At 63.1% G+C, this 17,854-nt stretch carries 17 protein-coding genes and 1 tRNA gene; 13 read left to right on the top strand and 5 right to left on the bottom strand.

Going from position 1 to position 17,854, the window contains the following annotated elements:
* The first annotated feature begins 41 nt into the window (after positions 1–41).
* Both ftsY and ffh read left to right on the top strand, forming a co-directional pair.
* Complete coding sequence (ftsY, locus tag ACTNFK_RS08305) at positions 42–917, top strand: signal recognition particle-docking protein FtsY (protein WP_435937376.1); 876 nt, start codon at positions 42–44, stop codon at positions 915–917.
* Between the two features lie 32 nt (positions 918–949).
* Entirely contained in the window at positions 950–2,509 is a 1,560-nt protein-coding gene (ffh, locus tag ACTNFK_RS08300; RefSeq protein ID WP_435937375.1) for a signal recognition particle protein, read from the top strand.
* Here ffh and ACTNFK_RS08295 read toward each other — a convergent pair whose 3' ends face one another.
* The gene (locus ACTNFK_RS08295) at positions 2,510–3,658 is read right to left on the bottom strand and encodes a glutamate--cysteine ligase (protein ID WP_435937374.1); all 1,149 of its coding nucleotides are present in this window, start codon (positions 3,656–3,658) and stop codon (positions 2,510–2,512) included. It abuts the gene before it with no gap.
* 190 nt (positions 3,659–3,848) lie between these two features.
* Between ACTNFK_RS08295 and rpsP the strand changes: the two genes are divergently transcribed.
* The 11 genes from rpsP to ACTNFK_RS08240 all read left to right on the top strand — a co-directional run bounded on the left by rpsP (position 3,849) and on the right by ACTNFK_RS08240 (position 13,318).
* A complete protein-coding gene (gene rpsP / locus ACTNFK_RS08290) occupies positions 3,849–4,280 on the top strand; it encodes a 30S ribosomal protein S16 (RefSeq protein ID WP_433646982.1) in 432 nt (143 codons plus the stop codon).
* Positions 4,281–4,284: 4 nt separating this feature from the next.
* Entirely contained in the window at positions 4,285–4,542 is a 258-nt protein-coding gene (locus ACTNFK_RS08285) for an RNA-binding protein (protein ID WP_435937372.1), read from the top strand.
* The gene (gene rimM / locus ACTNFK_RS08280; protein WP_435937371.1) at positions 4,542–5,186 is read left to right on the top strand and encodes a ribosome maturation factor RimM; all 645 of its coding nucleotides are present in this window, start codon (positions 4,542–4,544) and stop codon (positions 5,184–5,186) included. Before ACTNFK_RS08285 ends, rimM begins: the two co-directional genes overlap by 1 nt.
* A complete protein-coding gene (trmD, locus tag ACTNFK_RS08275) occupies positions 5,183–5,929 on the top strand; it encodes a tRNA (guanosine(37)-N1)-methyltransferase TrmD (protein ID WP_435937370.1) in 747 nt (248 codons plus the stop codon). The genes rimM and trmD overlap by 4 nt, the downstream gene beginning before the upstream one ends.
* 152 nt (positions 5,930–6,081) lie before the next feature.
* Entirely contained in the window at positions 6,082–6,429 is a 348-nt protein-coding gene (gene rplS, locus ACTNFK_RS08270; RefSeq protein WP_435937368.1) for a 50S ribosomal protein L19, read from the top strand.
* A gap of 158 nt (positions 6,430–6,587) precedes the next feature.
* Positions 6,588–7,361: a signal peptidase I gene (lepB, locus tag ACTNFK_RS08265; protein WP_435937367.1), complete on the top strand. Its 774-nt coding sequence runs from the start codon at positions 6,588–6,590 to the stop codon at positions 7,359–7,361.
* A complete protein-coding gene (rnhB, locus tag ACTNFK_RS08260; RefSeq protein ID WP_435937365.1) occupies positions 7,348–7,992 on the top strand; it encodes a ribonuclease HII in 645 nt (214 codons plus the stop codon). Before lepB ends, rnhB begins: the two co-directional genes overlap by 14 nt.
* A 39-nt stretch (positions 7,993–8,031) precedes the next feature.
* Positions 8,032–8,871, top strand: a complete 840-nt coding sequence (gene murI, locus ACTNFK_RS08255) for a glutamate racemase (RefSeq protein WP_435937364.1) — start codon at positions 8,032–8,034, stop codon at positions 8,869–8,871.
* A gap of 97 nt (positions 8,872–8,968) precedes the next feature.
* Entirely contained in the window at positions 8,969–9,709 is a 741-nt protein-coding gene (rph, locus tag ACTNFK_RS08250; RefSeq protein ID WP_433646973.1) for a ribonuclease PH, read from the top strand.
* Positions 9,706–10,302, top strand: coding sequence for an RdgB/HAM1 family non-canonical purine NTP pyrophosphatase (rdgB, locus tag ACTNFK_RS08245; protein WP_435937362.1), 597 nt, complete (start codon positions 9,706–9,708; stop codon positions 10,300–10,302). Before rph ends, rdgB begins: the two co-directional genes overlap by 4 nt.
* A gap of 34 nt (positions 10,303–10,336) precedes the next feature.
* Positions 10,337–13,318 (top strand): aminotransferase, encoded by a 2,982-nt coding sequence (locus ACTNFK_RS08240; protein WP_435937361.1) that lies wholly within the window; start codon positions 10,337–10,339, stop codon positions 13,316–13,318.
* 69 nt (positions 13,319–13,387) lie between these two features.
* Here the strand turns inward: ACTNFK_RS08240 and ACTNFK_RS08235 are convergent, their stop codons facing one another.
* The 4 genes from ACTNFK_RS08235 to ACTNFK_RS08220 all read right to left on the bottom strand — a co-directional run bounded on the left by ACTNFK_RS08235 (position 13,388) and on the right by ACTNFK_RS08220 (position 17,822).
* Complete coding sequence (locus ACTNFK_RS08235) at positions 13,388–15,028, bottom strand: sugar ABC transporter ATP-binding protein (RefSeq protein WP_435937360.1); 1,641 nt, start codon at positions 15,026–15,028, stop codon at positions 13,388–13,390.
* Entirely contained in the window at positions 15,025–16,194 is a 1,170-nt protein-coding gene (locus ACTNFK_RS08230) for a sugar ABC transporter substrate-binding protein (RefSeq protein ID WP_435937359.1), read from the bottom strand. Before ACTNFK_RS08230 ends, ACTNFK_RS08235 begins: the two co-directional genes overlap by 4 nt.
* 53 nt (positions 16,195–16,247) lie before the next feature.
* Positions 16,248–17,273, bottom strand: a complete 1,026-nt coding sequence (locus ACTNFK_RS08225) for an ABC transporter permease (protein WP_435937358.1) — start codon at positions 17,271–17,273, stop codon at positions 16,248–16,250.
* A 464-nt stretch (positions 17,274–17,737) separates the two neighbouring features.
* Positions 17,738–17,822 (bottom strand) — tRNA-Leu (locus tag ACTNFK_RS08220).
* Positions 17,823–17,854 lie beyond the last annotated feature (32 nt).

Here is a 17,854-nt window from a genome sequence, read left to right as displayed (position 1 = left end):
AACCAAATTTGTGGGTGAGCGCTGACAGATACACTCGACTTATGGCTGAGCGATCCTGGTCAATTGCACACGTGTTCCGCGGCCTCAAAGGCGGCACCGAGAAGATCACCGACGATACCTGGGATGACTTGGAGACGGCACTCATCTCCGCCGACTTCGGGCCTGACATTGCCGAGTCGGTTCTCGATGACTTGCGCGCGGAGGTCGAACGGCACCGGGTGACCGAGGTGAAAGAGTTGCGCCGGATGCTGCGCGAGGCGATCGAGGCTCGCCTCGCAAGCTTTGATCCGACCCTGCGCTTGTCTGAGCGCCCGGCTGTGGTGCTTGTCGTCGGAGTCAACGGGGTGGGAAAGACAACCACCATTGGCAAACTCGCCAAGTACCTGACAACGTTCGACAAACGCGTCGTCGTGGGTGCCGCAGACACATTTCGTGCGGCCGCGGTTGAGCAGCTCGCAACGTGGGCTGAGCGCGCGGGCGTCGACATTGTGCGGCCGCAGCAGCACGGTCAGGATCCGGCCTCCGTGGCGTTCCAGACGGTCGAGCGTGCCATCCGTGAGGGGTACGACGTTGCGATCATCGACACCGCCGGACGCCTGCAGACAAAAGGTGGCCTGATGGATGAGCTCTCGAAAGTGCGACGAGTGATTGAAAAGCAGGCACCCATTGCCGAGGTGCTGCTCGTGCTTGATGCGACGACCGGCCAAAACGGGCTTGCCCAAGCGGAGGCATTCATCGAGCACGCCGGAGTCACGGGTCTCGTTCTCACGAAGCTCGATGGGTCTGCAAAGGGTGGATTTGTGCTTGCGGTTCAGCAGAAGACGGGCCTTCCCATCAAATTGATTGGCCAGGGCGAAGGGATCGGCGACCTCACCGGCTTCACCCCGCACGTCTTTGCACAGCAGCTCATCGGGTGACCGTGGAGACACCCCGCTAGAATTGAGCCACCATGGCAACTTTCGGAAACCTCTCGGCCCGTCTGACCGACACCTTCAAGAACCTTCGTACCAAGGGCAAGCTCTCTGCGGCAGATATTGACGGCACGGTGCGGGAGATCCGCCGCGCGCTGCTTGAGGCCGACGTCGCGCTCGAAGTGGTGAAAGCCTTCACCGCGAAGGTGCGCGAGCGAGCGCTCGGAGACGAGGTGAACAAGGCGCTGAATCCGGCGCAGCAAGTGGTGCAGATCGTGAACGAGGAGCTGATCGGCATCCTCGGTGGCGAGCAGCGCCGATTGCAGTTCGCTAAGAATCCCCCCACGGTCATCATGCTGGCGGGCCTGCAGGGCGCGGGTAAGACGACGCTGGCGGGCAAGTTAGCCAAGTGGCTGAAGGATCAGGGGCACACCCCGATGCTGGTGGCTTGCGATCTGCAGCGACCGAACGCGGTGACCCAGCTCGGGGTGGTTGCCGAGCAGGCGGGTGTCGCGATCTTTGCTCCAGAGCCAGGCAACGGAGTGGGCGACCCGGTGCGGGTCGCGAAACAGGGTGTTGCCGCGGCGAAGACAAAGTTGCACGACTTTGTCATTATCGACACGGCTGGCCGACTCGGCGTTGATGCCGAACTGATGCGCCAAGCAGCAGACATACGGAAGGCGACGAACCCTGACGAGGTTCTCTTCGTGATCGACGCAATGATCGGCCAAGATGCGGTTGCCACCGCACAGGCGTTTCAGGAAGGCGTTGACTTCACGGGCGTGGTGCTCACGAAACTCGATGGAGATGCCCGCGGCGGTGCGGCCCTGTCGATCCGGAGCCTCACCGGGCGCCCGATCCTCTTTGCCTCGACGGGCGAGGGGCTTGCGGATTTTGAACCCTTCCACCCCGACCGGATGGCCAGTCGAATTCTCGATTTGGGAGACGTGCTCACCCTCATCGAACAGGCGCAACAGGCCTTCGACGAGGATGCGGCACGTCAGGTAGCGGATAAGATCGCGAACGATCAGTTCACGCTCGACGACTTCTTGAAGCAGATGCAGCAGCTGCGTGGTGCCGGGTCCCTGAAGAAGATGATGGGCATGCTGCCAGGCATGGGCAAGATGAAGGAACAGCTCGAGAACTTCGACGAGCGTGAGATCATCCACACCGAGGCAATCATCCAGTCGATGACGCCAGCGGAGCGACAGAACCCGAAGGTCCTCAACGGATCGCGTAGGCTCCGCATCGCCAAGGGATCAGGGATGACCGTCACTGAGGTGAACTCGCTGGTTCAGCGCTTCGAGCAGGCTGCGAAAATGATGAAGACGGTCGCGCGCGGGGGTGTGCCACAGATTCCCGGTATGGGTCCCATGCCGGGAATGGGACACGGTGGAAAGAAGAAGCCCCAGGCAAAGAAGAAGGGATCGTCCCGATCCGGCAACCCGGCCAAGCGTGCTCAGCAGGCAGAACTGGGTTCTGTGAGTGCGGGATCCGCTCCCGCGGGGTCAGGGTTTGGGGTCGGCGGTACCTCCGCTGCGCCCTCGGAGCAAGACCTGGCGCAACTGCAGCAGATGCTGGGCAAGGGGCTGCGCTAGCTACAGCGCCAGGCCATGCTCGAACTCTCCGATGAGTGAGTCAACGACCGCCCGGAGAGCCTCGGGTCCACGTCCGTGCGCCTCAAATACAGCCAGTTGACGTTCGGCGCTACTGCCGGATCGCAGCACGCGAGTGACGTCCGCGAGTTCGGCGGCGCAGCCCAAGCGATGAGCGATGGGGGTGAGCGCGGCGACCAGTTCGCTCAGGTGTGCTCGCAGCGGCATCTCCGAACCGTGCCTATCGACGATGATGTGTGCATCGAGACCGTAGCGCGCTGCGCGCCATTTGTTCTCGCGCACGAACCAGGGCTGGAGGCGGGGGAGGCTCTCTCCGCGGTCGAGGAGGGTTTGGAAATGCTCCGTCATGCACTGGGCGAGCGCAGCCAGAGCGCCGATCTCCGCGAGCGTCGATGCGCCATCGCACGCGCGAACCTCGATAGTGCCCCAGCGTGGCGCCGGTCGAATGTCCCAGCGGGCTTCCGTTGGCTCCGCGATAATGCTCGTCTTTGCGAGGTCAGCGAGCACCCGTTCGACATCGCACCACTCGTCGAAATCCCAGGGGAGTCCGGCCGTCGAAAGCTGCTGGAACATGAGGGTGCGATTGGACGCGTACCCGGTGGCTTCGCCGGCCCACAGGGGGCTGGAAGCGGAGAGAGCAAGCAGGTGGGGGAGATGGGCAAGGAGTGCGTGCATGAGCGGCACCACGCGATCCTTGCGATCCACTCCAATGTGCACGTGCACGCCCCAAATGAGCATGTTCCTGCCCCACCAGCGGTAGCGTTCGATGAAGCGGTCGTATCGTTCACTCGGGGTGACGGTCTGTTCCTCCCAACGGCTAAACGGATGGCTTCCCGAGCCGATCAGCGTCGCGCCGTGATCCGCCGCAACCGTTTGCACTGCGCCAGCCAGGGTACGCAGATCCGCGGTCGCGTCGCACACCCGTGCGTGGGGTGCCGTAACCAGTTCGACGGTGTTCTCGAGCAGCTCACTTGCCAAGTGCGGAAACGCGTTGCTCGGATATTGGCTCCGCAGGTCGCTGAGGATCCGGGGAGCCACGCACGAGAGGGCGCGGGTGTTGCGGTCGACCAGGGCCAACTCCCACTCGATCCCGAGCGTGGATCGAGGGGACGTTGCGAACGCAATCGACATCGGTGCCTCCAGGGTGTGCCGTGGGGCTCCAGACTACTTTGATGTGCGGAATGGTCATAAAAGCCCAGGTCGCGACATAAATTGCATTTCCACCAAGTTCATGGGAGGATTGATCGGTTCGCGCACACTGCGCGTCAGGCTTCCGCGTCACTTTGGCGCGGCGTCGTTTACACATGTTGAAGGAGCCCTCATGGCAGTCAAGATTCGCCTCAAGCGTCTCGGTAAGATCCGCGCACCCTACTACCGCATCGTCGTTGCCGACTCGCGCACCAAGCGTGACGGTCGCGTGATCGAGGAGATCGGCAAGTACCATCCCACCGAGCAGCCCTCGTTCATTGAGGTGAACAGCGAGCGCGCGCAGTACTGGTTGAGCGTTGGCGCGCAGCCGACCGAGCAGGTTGCCGCGATCCTGAAGCTGACCGGCGACTGGGGCAAGTTCACCGGCAAGGGTGACACCGAGTCGAAGGTGCTGCCAGTCGAGCCCAAGCCTGTCTTTGAGGTCAACGCCTCGAAGAAGCCTGTGCTTCGCCCCAAGACTGAAAAGGTAGTCGAGGCTCCCGCAGAGGCCCCCGTCGAAGCTCCTGCTGACGAGGCCGTAGAGGCCGAGACGACCGAGGCGTAAGACTGTGGCGGTATCGCTGGCTGCGGCACTGACGCACCTTGTGAAGGGGGTCGTTGAACATCCTGACGAGGTGCGCGTCGAAAGTAGTGACACTGCGCGTGGCGAGCTGCTTGAGGTGCGCGTGCATCCGAGCGATCTCGGTCGTGTGATCGGTCGCGGCGGTCGCACCGCACAATCGCTGCGCACGGTGATCGGCGCGATGAGCGAAGGTCGTCGCGTGCGCATAGACGTGGTCGATACCGACGCGAACGAAAGTGCGTAATGTCTGACGCACCCAAGCGCGCGCAAGCTCCCCGTCCCTCAGAGGGGCCGGGGAGCTTGCGCGTTGGCCGCTTGACCAAGCCGCATGGGCTCAAGGGTGGAATTAAGCTCGAGCTCTACACGGACAATCCCGAATTGCGGTTCGTTCCCGGGGCAGTGTTTCACCTCCAGGTTCCCGACGATTCTGAGTGGTTTGGCCGCACCATCGTGCTGCGCGAGCTGCGCTGGTTCAACGGGGTTCCCGTCGGCTTCTTCGCAGAAGTTGCCGATCGTTCCGCTGCCGAGAGTATTGTGCGGGCGATTCTCTGGATTGATGAGGCTGCGGTCGAAGCAGGCGAAGAAGAAAATGCCTGGTATGACCATCAACTCAAGGGTCTCGACGTGCGTCGCGACGGTGTCTCGGTGGGCACCGTGGCTGAGGTGCAGCATTTTCCGGCGCAAGATCTGCTCGCAGTGAAGACGGCGAACGGTATCGTGCTGGTGCCGTTCGTCGAGGCAATCGTGCCCAGCGTTGATCTAGAAACGGGGATCGTGACCGTCACCCCACCGGAGGGGCTATTCGAAGAACTGCCCGAAGACAGCGCACAACAGGAGGGGGCCGGCACGTCGAGCGAGTCCTCGACCGAAGGGGCCGACACGGTATGAAGATCGACATCGTGACGATCTTCCCGGGGTATTTCGACACGCTTGAACTCTCGCTGCTCGGCAAGGCGAAAGAGCGCGGCCTCCTCAACGTGCAAGTGCACGACCTCCGTGGTTTCGCCTTTGACCGGCACCGCACCGTCGACGATACCCCGACGGGTGGTGGTGCCGGCATGGTGATGAAGCCCGAGCCCTGGGGTGCAGCACTTGACACGATCCTTGCCGCATCTCATACCGAAGCTGCGTCTGAACCAGACTCGGTTGCAGAACCGGCTGGCCGATCCGCCGAGCCGCTCATCATCTTTCCCTCACCGGCGGGCGACGTGTTCACTCAGGCGATGGCCCGCGAACTCGCCACAGAACATCATCTGATATTTGGCTGCGGGCGCTACGAGGGCATCGACCAGCGCGTCGTCGACGAATACGCTGACCGCGGTCGCGTGCGGCTCGTGAGTCTGGGCGACTATGTGCTCAACGGTGGTGAGGTCGCGACCCTTGCGATGATCGAGGCGATCGGGCGCCTCTTGCCCGGGGTCGTCGGAAATCCTGAGAGCCTCGTTGAGGAGTCCCACGAAGACGGGCTTCTCGAATATCCGAGCTTCACGAAGCCGCCGTCGTGGCGAGGCCGCGACGTGCCGCAAGTGCTCCTCAGTGGCAATCACGCCGCAATCGCTGCGTGGCGTCACGAGCAGCGGATCGAGCGCACGCGCCAGGTGCGCCCCGAGCTGCTTCCGCCCGAAGCCTAAGAGTCGGTCCACACCCAAAATTTGTGGCATAATAGACACTTGTGCCACGGTGCGGCACTGCCGCGAGGGTCCGCACACACCGTGAATCACACTTAGCTTTCACCACTATTCATTTGCGTGCCGACTTGCGGCGGGCGCAGAGAGAGACAATCATGCAGAAGCTCGACCTGGTCGATGCCCCGTCGCTGAAGAGCGACATTCCCGATTTCCGCGCCGGTGACACCGTAAAGGTACACGTCAACATCGTTGAGGGTAACCGTTCACGTATTCAGGTGTTCCAGGGCATCGTCATTTCCCGCCACGGCGAGGGCGTACGCGAGACGTTCACCGTGCGTAAGATTAGCTTCCAGGTGGGTGTCGAGCGTAAGTTCCCCGTGCACACCCCAGCGATCGAGAAGATCGAGGTCGTGAGCCGCGGCGACGTCCGTCGCGCGAAGCTCTACTACCTGCGCAGCCTCACCGGCAAGAAGGCCAAGGTCAAGGAGAAGCGCGACTTCTAGTCGCCCCCTTGAGACGCACTCAGGCTCCCCCCGGTTTTCGGGTGGGAGCCTGAGTGCGTGTTGAGACCTCCCAGTGGGAGTCATCCACTTATCGATACAGTGGATCGCAGCGTCTCGCGGCCTCGCATCCCGCTCGTCGACCGAACTCCCGGAGCCTCATGACCGATGTACCAGCCAGCGCCGAACGCACCTTCGGTGGCGGCATTCTGCGGTTCCTCCGAGATCTGCTCATCATTTTGCTCGTCGCGTTCGTGGTGTCGTTTCTCTTGAAGACCTTCCTCGTCCGAAGCTTCTATATTCCCTCAGGTTCCATGGAACGAACGCTCGAGGTGAACGATCGCATCCTGGTGAATCAACTCGTTCCTGAACTCGTCGATGTGCAGCGTGGTGACGTCGTCGTGTTTCGAGACCCGGGTGGGTGGCTGAACCTCCCGATTAGCGTGACGGGTGCCACTCCCGGCCCAATCGAACAGCTTCTGCAGACCGTCGGACTCGCCGCAGACACGAGCGCCGACTACGTCATTAAACGGGTAATCGGTATCGGGGGCGACCATGTGGTGTGCTGCGATGCGGACGGTCGGGTGACGGTGAATGGGGTGCCGCTCACCGAGCCGTATGTCGTCGTTCCTGACGGCATCACCCGCGTCTCTGAGATGGATTTCGACGTGGTGGTGCCAACCGGCTCGGTATGGGTGATGGGCGACAATCGATACAGCAGTCGTGACTCTCGGTACAACCAGGATCAACCGGGCAAGGGCTTCGTTTCCGAGGAAGAGATTGTTGGTCGTGCGTTCGTGCTGAACTGGCCGCTCGATCGTTTTGGTGTGCTGGGCAACTATCCCGACACTTTCCTCGGAGTTTCCGAGGCTGCCAAGGCAGAGACTTCGGGAACGAACGAGTCTTCCACGGGCGAGGCCGATGCCCCCGAGTGACGTCTCGAAAGAGCCCACGCTGGAGTTCGAATTTTCCTGTTTCGAAGATGGAGTCCCGCTCGTCATCGGGGTAGACGAGGTCGGGCGAGGGGCGGTTGCGGGTCCCGTCGCGGTGGGTGTGCACGCCGTCGTTGCTGGCACGCTGGGCTTCCCCGAGGGGCTTCGCGACTCGAAGCTCCTGAGCGCGAAGCGCAGGGAGACCCTGGCGCCACTTGTGGCCGAATGGGGTGCAGGTTCGGTCGGGTATGCTTCGGCTGCCGAGATCGACGAACGGGGGATCATCTGGGCGTTGGGCGAGGCGGCCCGACGCGCGCTGCTCTCACTGCACGGCTCGGGGGTTGCAGTACAACAGGCGCTGATTCTGGTCGACGGTTCCCATGACTGGCTGACCCCCGCTCTGCGTACGCCGCTCACCGTGCGCACGCGGGTGGGTGCCGATCGAGGCTGTGCGAGTGTGGCCGCGGCATCGGTGCGGGCAAAAGTGGATCGCGACGCCGTCATGCGGGAGGCGCACCTTGCGCATCCCCACTACGGTTGGGACTCCAACAAGGGCTACGGGGCACAGGCGCACTACCTGGGCATCAGTGAGCACGGGCTCACCGAGTTTCACCGGAGGTCTTGGATTCACTGATGCCCGAACGTCCGAGGGCCCAAGCGATAGGCTGATGTGGTGAGCACGCACGGAACTGCGAACGACGCGCCGATCGGAGTATTTGACTCGGGAGTCGGTGGGCTCACCGTCGCCCGGGCCATTCGCGATCTCCTGCCTGGTGAATCGATGATTTACGTGGGCGACACCGCCCACACCCCCTACGGACCGCGTCCGATCGCCGAGGTGCGACGCTTTTCTCTGGAGATTCTCGATGGGCTCGTCGACCAGGGCGTAAAGATGCTGGTCATTGCCTGCAACACGGCGAGCGCCGCAATGCTGCGCGACGCGCACGAACGCTATGACGTACCGGTCGTTGAGGTGATCGGCCCGACGGTACGAAGCGCAATGTCGATTACCCGCAATGGGCGCGTGGGTCTCATCGGCACGCAGACCACGATCCAGTCGCGCGTGTATGACGACCTGTTCAGCATGCGCCCCGAGATCTCGCTCTCGACCCAGGCCTGTCCTCGTTTTGTCGAACTCGTGGAGTCTGGGCAGACCAGTGGATCCGAGGTGCTCGAGATCGCCCGCGAGTACCTCTCAGGGCTTGTCGAACACGACATCGACACCCTGGTACTCGGGTGCACCCACTACCCGTTCTTGCGAGGGGCGATCGGTCAGGTCGTGGGTGCCGACGTTGCGCTGGTTTCGAGTGACATCGAGACCGCGCGAGAGGTCTACCGGGTGCTCACCGAGCGAGACCTCCTGCGTGACCCCGCGGCTGGGGAGCCGAGCCTGAGGTACGAGGCCACCGGCGCAGACACGGCGAAGTTTGTTGAACTTGCCCGGCGCATGCTTGGCATTGGCATCGAATCGGTCGATCTGCTCCACACGGGTGCCATTCAACTGCCACAATAGGGCCGAATCCTGCCTGTTGTTCCCTGTCTGGATCGGGTATTGATCCTCCAGCTGTCGACGGATCCACGTGTTGCGAAAGACAAACCGAAAGAGTGTTATGAGTGAGCCAAACCGCGCCGACGGGCGCACCGCATCGCAGTTGCGCCCAGTGACCATTGAGCGCGGGTGGAGCAAGCAGGCCGAGGGGAGCGCGCTCATTTCCTTCGGCGATACGCGTGTGCTGTGCACCGCCTCGTTCACCCCGGGCGTTCCGCCGTGGCTTCGTGGCAAGGGCACGGGGTGGGTGACGGCCGAATACTCGATGATCCCGCGATCCACCAATGAACGCATGCAGCGTGAATCGGTGAAGGGCAAACTCGGCGGACGCACTCACGAGATCTCACGTCTGATCGGCCGCAGCTTGCGGGCAGTGGTCGACATGAAGGCCCTGGGAGAGAACACCCTGGTCATCGACTGCGATGTGCTGCAGGCCGATGGAGGCACACGCACGGCGGCGATCACGGGAGCCTATGTCGCACTCGCCGATTCGATCGAGTGGGCGCGTGCCGCTGGCCACATCGCGAGGAAGGCAGTGCCCCTCACCGACAGCGTTGCGGCGGTTTCCGTCGGCATCATTGACGGTGTGCCGATGAGCGACCTGGCATACGTCGAGGACGTGCGTGCCGAGACCGATATGAATGTGGTCGTCACTGGATCGGGCGACTTCATCGAGGTGCAGGGCACTGCGGAGGGCGCGCCATTCAACCGCGCTGAACTCGACGCGCTGCTTGACCTGGCGCTGGTATCCACTGCCGAACTCCGACAGATGCAGCGGGCGGCGCTCGAAGGCTCGCTGTGACCACGCGAATCGTGCTCGCCTCGCACAACGCTCACAAGCTCGAGGAACTGCGGAGAATCCTTGCGCCGTTGGTGCCCGGCATCGAGCTCATCGGGTACGACGGGCCAGAGCCAATCGAGTCCGGGGTGACGTTCGAGGAGAACGCCCTGATTAAGGCACGCGCGGCGGCATCACACACGGGTCTGTCGGCGCTCGCCGACGACTCAGGAATCTCTGTCGGCGTGCTCGGCGGCAGCCCCGGCATCTTCTCTGCCAGGTGGGCGGGTCCCGCCCGAAGCGATGAGGCGAACGTGCAGCTCCTGCTGTGGCAACTGAGCGACATCGCCGATGGGCATCGCGGCGCTGCCTTCGTGTGTGCTGCGGCGCTCGTGACACCCGACGGGAGTGAGCGGGTGGTGCGTGGGGAATGGGCCGGGTCGATCCTTCGCGAGCCAGCGGGTGCGGGAGGATTTGGCTACGACCCCGTCTTTCTGCCTCACGGAGAGACGCGCTCGGCTGCCGAGCTGAGCCCTGCGGAGAAGGATGCCGAGTCGCACCGGCGACGCGCGTTCACCGCGCTTGCGCCAGAAATCCAGAAACTCACCGCGCAGTAACGCACACTGCCGAGACACCGAGAAGGAACACGCAATGACCGAGCAGATCACGGGTGGGTTGATCCGCCCAGCCGTCACCGAGGCCGAGGCCGAACGCATCGCCCTCGAACGCTACGGCCTCACCGTGGTGGCGACCGAGCTCGGGAGCAATCAGGATCGCAACTTCCTCCTCGAGGAGCCGGACGGCACCCGCAGTGTGCTGCGGGTCGACAACCCGGTCTTCGGTGATGAGGCACGAGACGGTCAGCACGCGGCACTCGAGGCCTATCGTGCGGCTGGTGTGGCGGTCGCCTCGGTGCTGCCGGGTCTGAATGGCGAGCTGACGCAGCGCTTTGGCGACTTCGCCGTGCGGCGCAGCGAGTTTGCGGCGGGTGAGGCCATGGTCGATCATGGATACCTCGCCCCGGGGGTGCTCGCGGAGTTCGGTGCGCTCGCCGCCGCATCGGTGCAGGCGCTCGAAGGCCTCAGCCACCCCGGGCTTGACCGCGCCCACATGTGGGACATGCGGGTGGCGCATGCCGAGACCCTGAAACTGGCTGCGTCGATAGCGGATCACGCGCTGCGCGCTCGCGTGCTCGACGCAGCGGAGGATGCCCAACGGGAACTTGCGAAGGTCGCCGAAGCGCTTGCCGTGCAGGCGATCCACGGCGATCTCACCGACGACAACGTCATGGGTCGGCGCGGTGACGACTCGCGACTGCACCCGCATACCGTGCTCGACCTCGGTGACCTCGCCTACGGGTGGCGTGTGGCAGAGCTCGCGGTCACGGTGGCTTCGATGCTGCATCACGAACCCGCACGGCCCCTGCGGGCACTCGAGACGATTGCGGCGTTCCATGAATCTGCTCCGCTGACGCTCGCGGAAGCCCGTGCACTCTGGCCGCTGGTCGTGCTCCGCGCGACCGTGCTCGTAGCGAGCGGATGGCGGCAGTTGGAGATCGACGGCGACAACGCGTACGCGCGTGACCGGGTCGCGGGGGAGCAGGCGATCTTCGATGCCGCCACCACGGTGCCGCTTGCCGAGGTCACCGAACTTGTGCTCGCACGGCTGGGGTTTCCCGGCCGCGCGGCGGGTGCGGGCCTCGCAGCGGTGAGTACTCCCACGGGAGCGGGAGGCCGCCCGCTGAATGCGATGCTTCCCGGTCTCACGGGGGAAGTGCGCATTCTCGACCCGGGGGTCGAATCCGAGACCCTTGACGCGGGGAAGTGGATGGCGGGAAACGCAGAGTCATGCCTCGTGGCAGACGCACTTGCGGGTGGCGCAGACGCCGCGGTATTCCCTTACGGCGTCTACCGGCTCACTCGCACGGTGGTCGACGCAACCGACCCAGCCGCCACCTGGCCATCTTTCACGGAGATTTGGGTGGCCGGGGGAGCCGCCCTCGAGGTGACCGCGCCGGTCGATGCGCGAGTGAGATCGGTCAGTGCAGACGCGATCACGCTTGAGGTTGATGTCGATTGGCTCTTGCAGATCGCGGGGGTGCTGCCTGACGTGCGCCCGGGTACGGTACTCCGCGCAGGGGCGGGCATCGGATCGCTCGCACGATCCGCGAAAGCTCGTCCCATCACGGTGAGTCTCCTCCGGGCAGATGCGCCGCTTCGGGTGACGACCGCCGAACCTGCCCCACCGACGTTCGCTCTGCCCGATCGGGTGCCAGCCTGGCGTCGATTTACTCACGACCCGGCATCGTTTCTCGGGCTTCCCACGCTTGCGCAGCGCGACGAGGCGGCCGATGAGCAGCTCCGCCGCGAGCACATCTTTGCCTCGGCGCAGGAGCGGTATTACGAGCGCCCCATGCAGATCGAGCGGGGCTGGCGGCATCACCTGATCGACACGACCGGCCGCGCATACATCGACATGGTCAACAACGTCACCGGCATCGGTCACGGGCATCCGGGAGTGGCCGATGCGGTTAATCGCCAGATCCGCATCCTGAACACGAACTCCCGTTTTCTCTACCGCGAGCTCGCCGAGTACAGTGAGCGGCTGCTCGCGCTGCTGCCGCAGAACTCAGGCCTCGATACGGTGCTGCTGGTCAATAGCGGATCAGAGGCCGTCGATCTCGCTCTGCGGCTGGCGCAGGCGGCGACTGGTCGTAAGACCGTTGTGGCGCTGCGCGAGGCGTATCACGGCTGGACCATGGCATCTGACGCGGTAACCACCTCCGCCTACGACAACCCTTTTGCGCTGCAGAACCGTCCTGACTGGGTACACGTTTCCGACGTGCCCAACCGGTTCCGCGGCACCTACCGCGGCGAGGGCACGGGGCCACGGTACGCGGCGGATCTCGGCGACGACCTGCAGGCCCTCGCCGAAGCCGGGCGCGATGTCGCGGCATTCATCTGCGAGTCGGTGCTCGGCAATGCCGGCGGTGTCGTGCTTCCGGAGGGATACCTCGCCGACGTCTATGTGCGCGTGCGGGCGGCGGGAGGCCTGTGCATCGCAGACGAGGTGCAGGTTGGCTTTGGCCGAATGGGGTCAAGCTTCTGGGGATTCGAGCAGTCGGGTGTCATTCCCGACATCGTCACCATCGCGAAGCCGATGGGCAATGGCTTCCCGATCGGCGGTGTCATCACCTCCAAGCGGATCGCCGATGCCCTTGCCACTCAGGGCCAGTTCTTTTCCTCCGCCGGCGGAAACCCACTGAGCTGCCGCGTGGGCATCGCGGTGCTCGATGCGATGCGCGACGAGGGACTGCAGGAGAACGCGCGCATCGTCGGGGGTCGCCTCGCGGACGGCTTCCGTGCGCTCGCCGAAAAGCACCAGATCGTCGGGCCGATCCACGGTGAAGGGCTCTACCTGGGTGTCGAACTGGTGCGGGATCGCGGAACGCTGGAACCCGCGACCCAGGAGGCCGCGGCGATTTGCGAACGGCTGCGTGAACTCGGAGTGATCGTGCTCACCACGTCCGAGCGTTCAAACGTGCTGAAGGTCAAGCCGCCGCTCACGCTGAGTGCAGAGAGCGCAGACTTCGTGGTCGCGGCGCTCGACCGGGTGCTCACCGAGGGCTGGTGACGAACCAAGCCAGACAAGCGAGCCCCCTGTTCAAATATGGGGGGCTCGCTTGCGCTCCACCACCTTGACCTAGAGAGCTTCCGATTCGGAGACTACCTGCACTGCCCCGGTCCGCTGGCGCAGCTTCGTTCGAGAGGTATTCGTGTAGATCGCCTCGACGATGGTGTCTGGGGTGATGTCCTCGCGGATCTCCTGACGGATCTCCCCGTCAGAGACGATGATGACGCGATCACACAACAGCGCAAGCTCGTTTTCATCCGACCCGGCAACGAGCACGGCAGCGCCGTCTCGAGCGGCACCACGCACGGCAGCGACGATCGTGTGTCTCGCACCGACATCTACGGCCTGAGTGGGCTCATGCAAGAGGAACAACTGGGGAGTCATCGACAGCCACTTGGCAAGCACAACCTTCTGGGCGTTGCCACCACTCAGCGTGTTGACCGGAGCATCTGGCAGTGGTGGGCGCACGTCAAGGCGCACGATCCAGTCCTGTACCAGTGCGCGTTCGCGCTTCGAGTCGAAGGGGAGGAGTTGCCGCTTAGAACGGCAACTCTGCGGGAAGGATGCGTTCTCCGCGACGGTCATCCCCATCGCGAGACCGCCGCGCTCACGGCCCTCAGGCACGAGCATGATGCCCGAGTCGATCGCGTCGGCCGGTGTGAGCTTGGTCACGTCGATCGTGCGGCCAGGGAGTTCAAGGGTGCCAGATCTGGCGGGAGATACCCCAGAGAGGAGGTAGGGGATGTCCTCAAAGCCACCTCCGGCAAGCCCGGTGATGCCCACGACCTCACCGGGGAAAATATCGAGCGAAAGGCCCCGGATCCCGCCACCAGATAGACCCCCTACGTGAACCGGAGTGGCGCTGCGGTCGATGCTCATAACACTGTCGTGTTCGAGATCCGCGAGGTTTCGTCCCAACATGAGCTTCGTGAGTTCTGCTTCGCTCATTCCCTCGACGACCTTGCCGCTTTCCACGACGCGTCCATCGCGAAGCACGGTGACTCGGTCAGCCGCGTCGACAACTTCCTCGAGACGATGCGTAATCATGAGCACGGCGGTTCCGGTGGACACGATGTCGTCGAGGATCTCGAAGAAGTGCTCGAGCGACTTGCGCCCGAGAGCGCGAGTGGACTCGTCGAAGATAATGAGGCCAGTACCGGGCTTGGCGTCCTGCACCGCACGAGCGATTGCGACTGTCGCGCGGTCCTCTTCCCTCAGTGAACCGACCGGAACATCGAGAGGAATCGATCGACCAAGCCGTTCAAACACCTCCAGCGCGGCAGCACGCTCCTCTTTCCAGTTGATTTTACGCCAGAGCCCGTGCCCCCGCAGACGGCCCACCCGAACGTTCTCAAGCACGCTCTGGCTGTCGACCAGGCCGAGGCTCTGGTGAACGACAGCGACGCCGCGCTGCTTCGACTCAGTGGGGTGCACGGGAAGGCTCAGGTCGTGGCCGTCGACAGCGACGCGGGTGCCGGCATCCGGCGTGTACAGGCCTGTCAGGACCTTGGCGACGGTGGACTTACCCGAGCCGTTCTGGCCGATGAGCGCGTGAATTTCTCCGGGTCGCACGTCAATTGCGACATCCCGCAATACGCGGGTGCTTCCGAATGTCATCCACAGGTTTTCGACCTGCAGACGGGGGGTGCCCTCAGGGGCGGGTGCAAGCACCCGCCCCTGAGAGGTCTCCGGTGAGAGCGGTTGGGTCACTTGACACTCCAGAGCGACTTGAAGTCGTCCTTGAAGGAGTCGGGGCCAAACCACTCGCCCGAGGCCTCGGCGCCTTCGCTGACATCTACGTCACCGATGTTTTCAGCGGTGAAGAGACGGGTCGGCATCACGTACGGGTAGATGTCCTGCCCGTTTGCCAAACGAAGGGCGCTGTCGATAAAGGCCCAGGCACCGAATGGAGCCGACTGGCCGGAAGCTGCGGCAACGTCGCCGTTGGCAACAGCTTGCAACGCGCCGAGGGTGGCAGCAGTGGTGCCGATCTGAGCCTGTGAACCCGAAGCGCGGGTCGCCGGGATGACGATCGGCAGGTATTGCGCGAACTGCGGTGCCACGTACTGGATGTTGGGATCCTGCAGGAGCTTGGTGTTCAGTTCACCCTCCAGTTGATTCTGGGTCGCCGTGGTGATGTCGATGGTCGTGACCGTGCAGTCGGGACAATCGGTGGCGAGCTGCGCGAGACCTTCATCAGCGAACTTCTGCGTTCCGGGGCCATCCGCACTGCGCACGAAGAGCAAATTGCCCGCACCCTCTGAATCGACTGCGACCCAGGTGGCCAACTCGGTGACCATCTCAGTGCCGGGTGAATTCACGTTCGCCTGTGTCTCGCTCTCGGGGAACGCATCCTCGGAGAACTGGTTGCCATAGATGACCCTAACGCCGGCTTCTTGTGCGGCGTTCAGGGCGTTTGCCGCCATGCCGTAGTAGAAGCCGTCAGTAATGATGGCACCCACGTTCGCATCATTGCGCGCGGTGTCCACGCAGCTGCCGATGGTGGTGGGGTTGCCGCCACCATCGCACACAGTCAGAGAAGCACCCACGGCGGAGACCGCCTCTTCGAGCACGGCCGCAGTCAGTGCGAACTGGGGTGCATAGTTGGTGATCGGGATGTAGTGGATCGTCTTGCCCTCGAGCACCGTGCCATCCTTGATGGGCTCAGTCGGCATGTCGTATTCGTCCTGCAGTGCCATGAACTCGGCGAGCTGTGCTTCGAGCCCCGACCCACCCTCGGTCGTGGTGGTCTCCTCAGTGGTTTCCTCCGGGGCGGCATCCCCGCTCGAGCAACCGACGAGTACGAGTGCCGCGGCGACGGTGCCGGCGGCAGCGAGCGAGCGGAGGCGGCCGCCCCTGGTGGTGGTGATCTTCATGTGTCTCTCCTTTGTGACAACGGTGGGTTTTGAGGAAATGAAGGTTTGCGTGGCTAGCGGGATCGCCGACCGAGGATGGTGGAAATGGTCACGGCGATGACGAGCACCCCTCCGTAAAAGACCTGTTGCACCCATCCCTGCGCGCCGAGTATTTGGAGGCCCAGGACGCCGGTCGAGAGAAAGAATATGGCGATCAGGGTGCCGAGGGGGTTGAAACGACCTGGCTGGAGCACCGCCGAACCTAGGAATGTCGCCGCGAAGATCGGAAGCAGGTACATCTGCGAGACACCCGCGTCGAAGCCGCCGGTTCCAGCCGCTGCCAGCACGCCGCCGATACCAGCGATGAGGCCGGCCATGACGAAGGCGCCAAAGCGGATTCTCGTCACGCGAACCCCAGCGAGCCGACTCACCTCGCGATTCTCGCCCACAAAGCGCATGTTGCGTCCGAGGGGGGTGAACCTCAAGATGTAGGCAAAGATCAGCATCAAGATCAGGCCATAAAAGAAGCCAACAGGAAGGCCAAACACAGTGAAGAGGGTGATCTGCGAAAAGTCCTTCGGGAGACCAAACACGGTGGTCATGTTGGTGGCCCAGAGCCCTACGCCGAGAAGGAAGGTTCCCATACCGAGAGTAACCACAATCGTGTTTACGCCCAGCCTGACGATGAGATAGGCGTTGACCACTCCGACCACGGTCGCGACGACGATCGCGACGACCGATGCAATCCAGACGTTCCAGTCGTGATTGACATTGAGCACCGACACGGTGACGGCGGCGAGACCGAAGTTTGAGGCGACCGACATGTCGACGAATTCGCCCACGATGATGGTGCAGAGCAGGGCTGCAGTCAGGAAGATAAGCGCCTGGTTCTGCTGGCTGCCGAAGATTGTTCGGAACGTGCCCTGGGTGAGAAAGGTCTGCGGTATCAGTGCGGCGTAGAGCCCCGCGAGTGCGATCCAGACGCCGACCACGGCGTATCGGGAGCTGAACTGGCCGAGTCGATTACGGAAGGAGGCCTCCGCTGAATCGACGCTGATCACACCCGTGTATTCGTCGGTGGTGGTCGAGGTGTCGGCCATGTGGTCGTGCTCCCGTCTGCCGCTACTCTGCGGCGGTAACTCCGTCCTCGCCCTTCGCGAATCACGGCTGACAGGTCGGGACTGACGACACTGTCGGACTAATAATATTATTATGCTAAATTGATTATAGACAGAAAAGCGGGCACGACTAACGCCAAGGCGATAACGATTTGGATCATGGTGCAAGCTCCCTTGATTGCGGTGCCTGACTTAAAATTGACAATCTCGAAACCTGTTCGCACGATCGCACCAAACATCACGCATAAAGATATACACGAAATCGTGTGCGATCTGAATTTGAAATAGAGACCCTTCAAGTGGGGCCGCCGGCGATGAGATGCAAGCGTCGAGATCCCTGGAGCGTGTGTATAAATCGCCGAGTTTTCGGGGGGACGGACACGACTATTCGCATGAGCGAGATAGGGGACACACACAGTCCCAGCGCTGATAGATGTCAGTCAATTTGGTGCGCGAGGGGGGACTTGAACCCCCACACCCGAGAGTACTGGAACCTAAATCCAGCGCGTCTGCCAATTCCGCCACTCGCGCGAGCGAGTATTAGCCTACCGCCCTCTGACGCG

Source organism: Leucobacter fengyongliangi, assembly GCF_052386045.1.
The sequence above is the reverse complement of the archived record's forward strand: the minus strand, read 5'-3'. Positions and strand labels throughout refer to the sequence as shown.

Coding starts and splice junctions, on each gene's coding strand:
- ftsY (WP_435937376.1), top strand. CDS start 42: ATGGCTGAGCGATCCTGGTCAATTGCACACGTGTTCCGCGGCCTCAAA.
- ffh (WP_435937375.1), top strand. CDS start 950: ATGGCAACTTTCGGAAACCTCTCGGCCCGTCTGACCGACACCTTCAAG.
- ACTNFK_RS08295 (WP_435937374.1), bottom strand. CDS start 3,658: ATGTCGATTGCGTTCGCAACGTCCCCTCGATCCACGCTCGGGATCGAG.
- rpsP (WP_433646982.1), top strand. CDS start 3,849: ATGGCAGTCAAGATTCGCCTCAAGCGTCTCGGTAAGATCCGCGCACCC.
- rimM (WP_435937371.1), top strand. CDS start 4,542: ATGTCTGACGCACCCAAGCGCGCGCAAGCTCCCCGTCCCTCAGAGGGG.
- trmD (WP_435937370.1), top strand. CDS start 5,183: ATGAAGATCGACATCGTGACGATCTTCCCGGGGTATTTCGACACGCTT.
- rplS (WP_435937368.1), top strand. CDS start 6,082: ATGCAGAAGCTCGACCTGGTCGATGCCCCGTCGCTGAAGAGCGACATT.
- lepB (WP_435937367.1), top strand. CDS start 6,588: ATGACCGATGTACCAGCCAGCGCCGAACGCACCTTCGGTGGCGGCATT.
- rnhB (WP_435937365.1), top strand. CDS start 7,348: ATGCCCCCGAGTGACGTCTCGAAAGAGCCCACGCTGGAGTTCGAATTT.
- rph (WP_433646973.1), top strand. CDS start 8,969: ATGAGTGAGCCAAACCGCGCCGACGGGCGCACCGCATCGCAGTTGCGC.
- ACTNFK_RS08240 (WP_435937361.1), top strand. CDS start 10,337: ATGACCGAGCAGATCACGGGTGGGTTGATCCGCCCAGCCGTCACCGAG.
- ACTNFK_RS08230 (WP_435937359.1), bottom strand. CDS start 16,194: ATGAAGATCACCACCACCAGGGGCGGCCGCCTCCGCTCGCTCGCTGCC.
- ACTNFK_RS08225 (WP_435937358.1), bottom strand. CDS start 17,273: ATGGCCGACACCTCGACCACCACCGACGAATACACGGGTGTGATCAGC.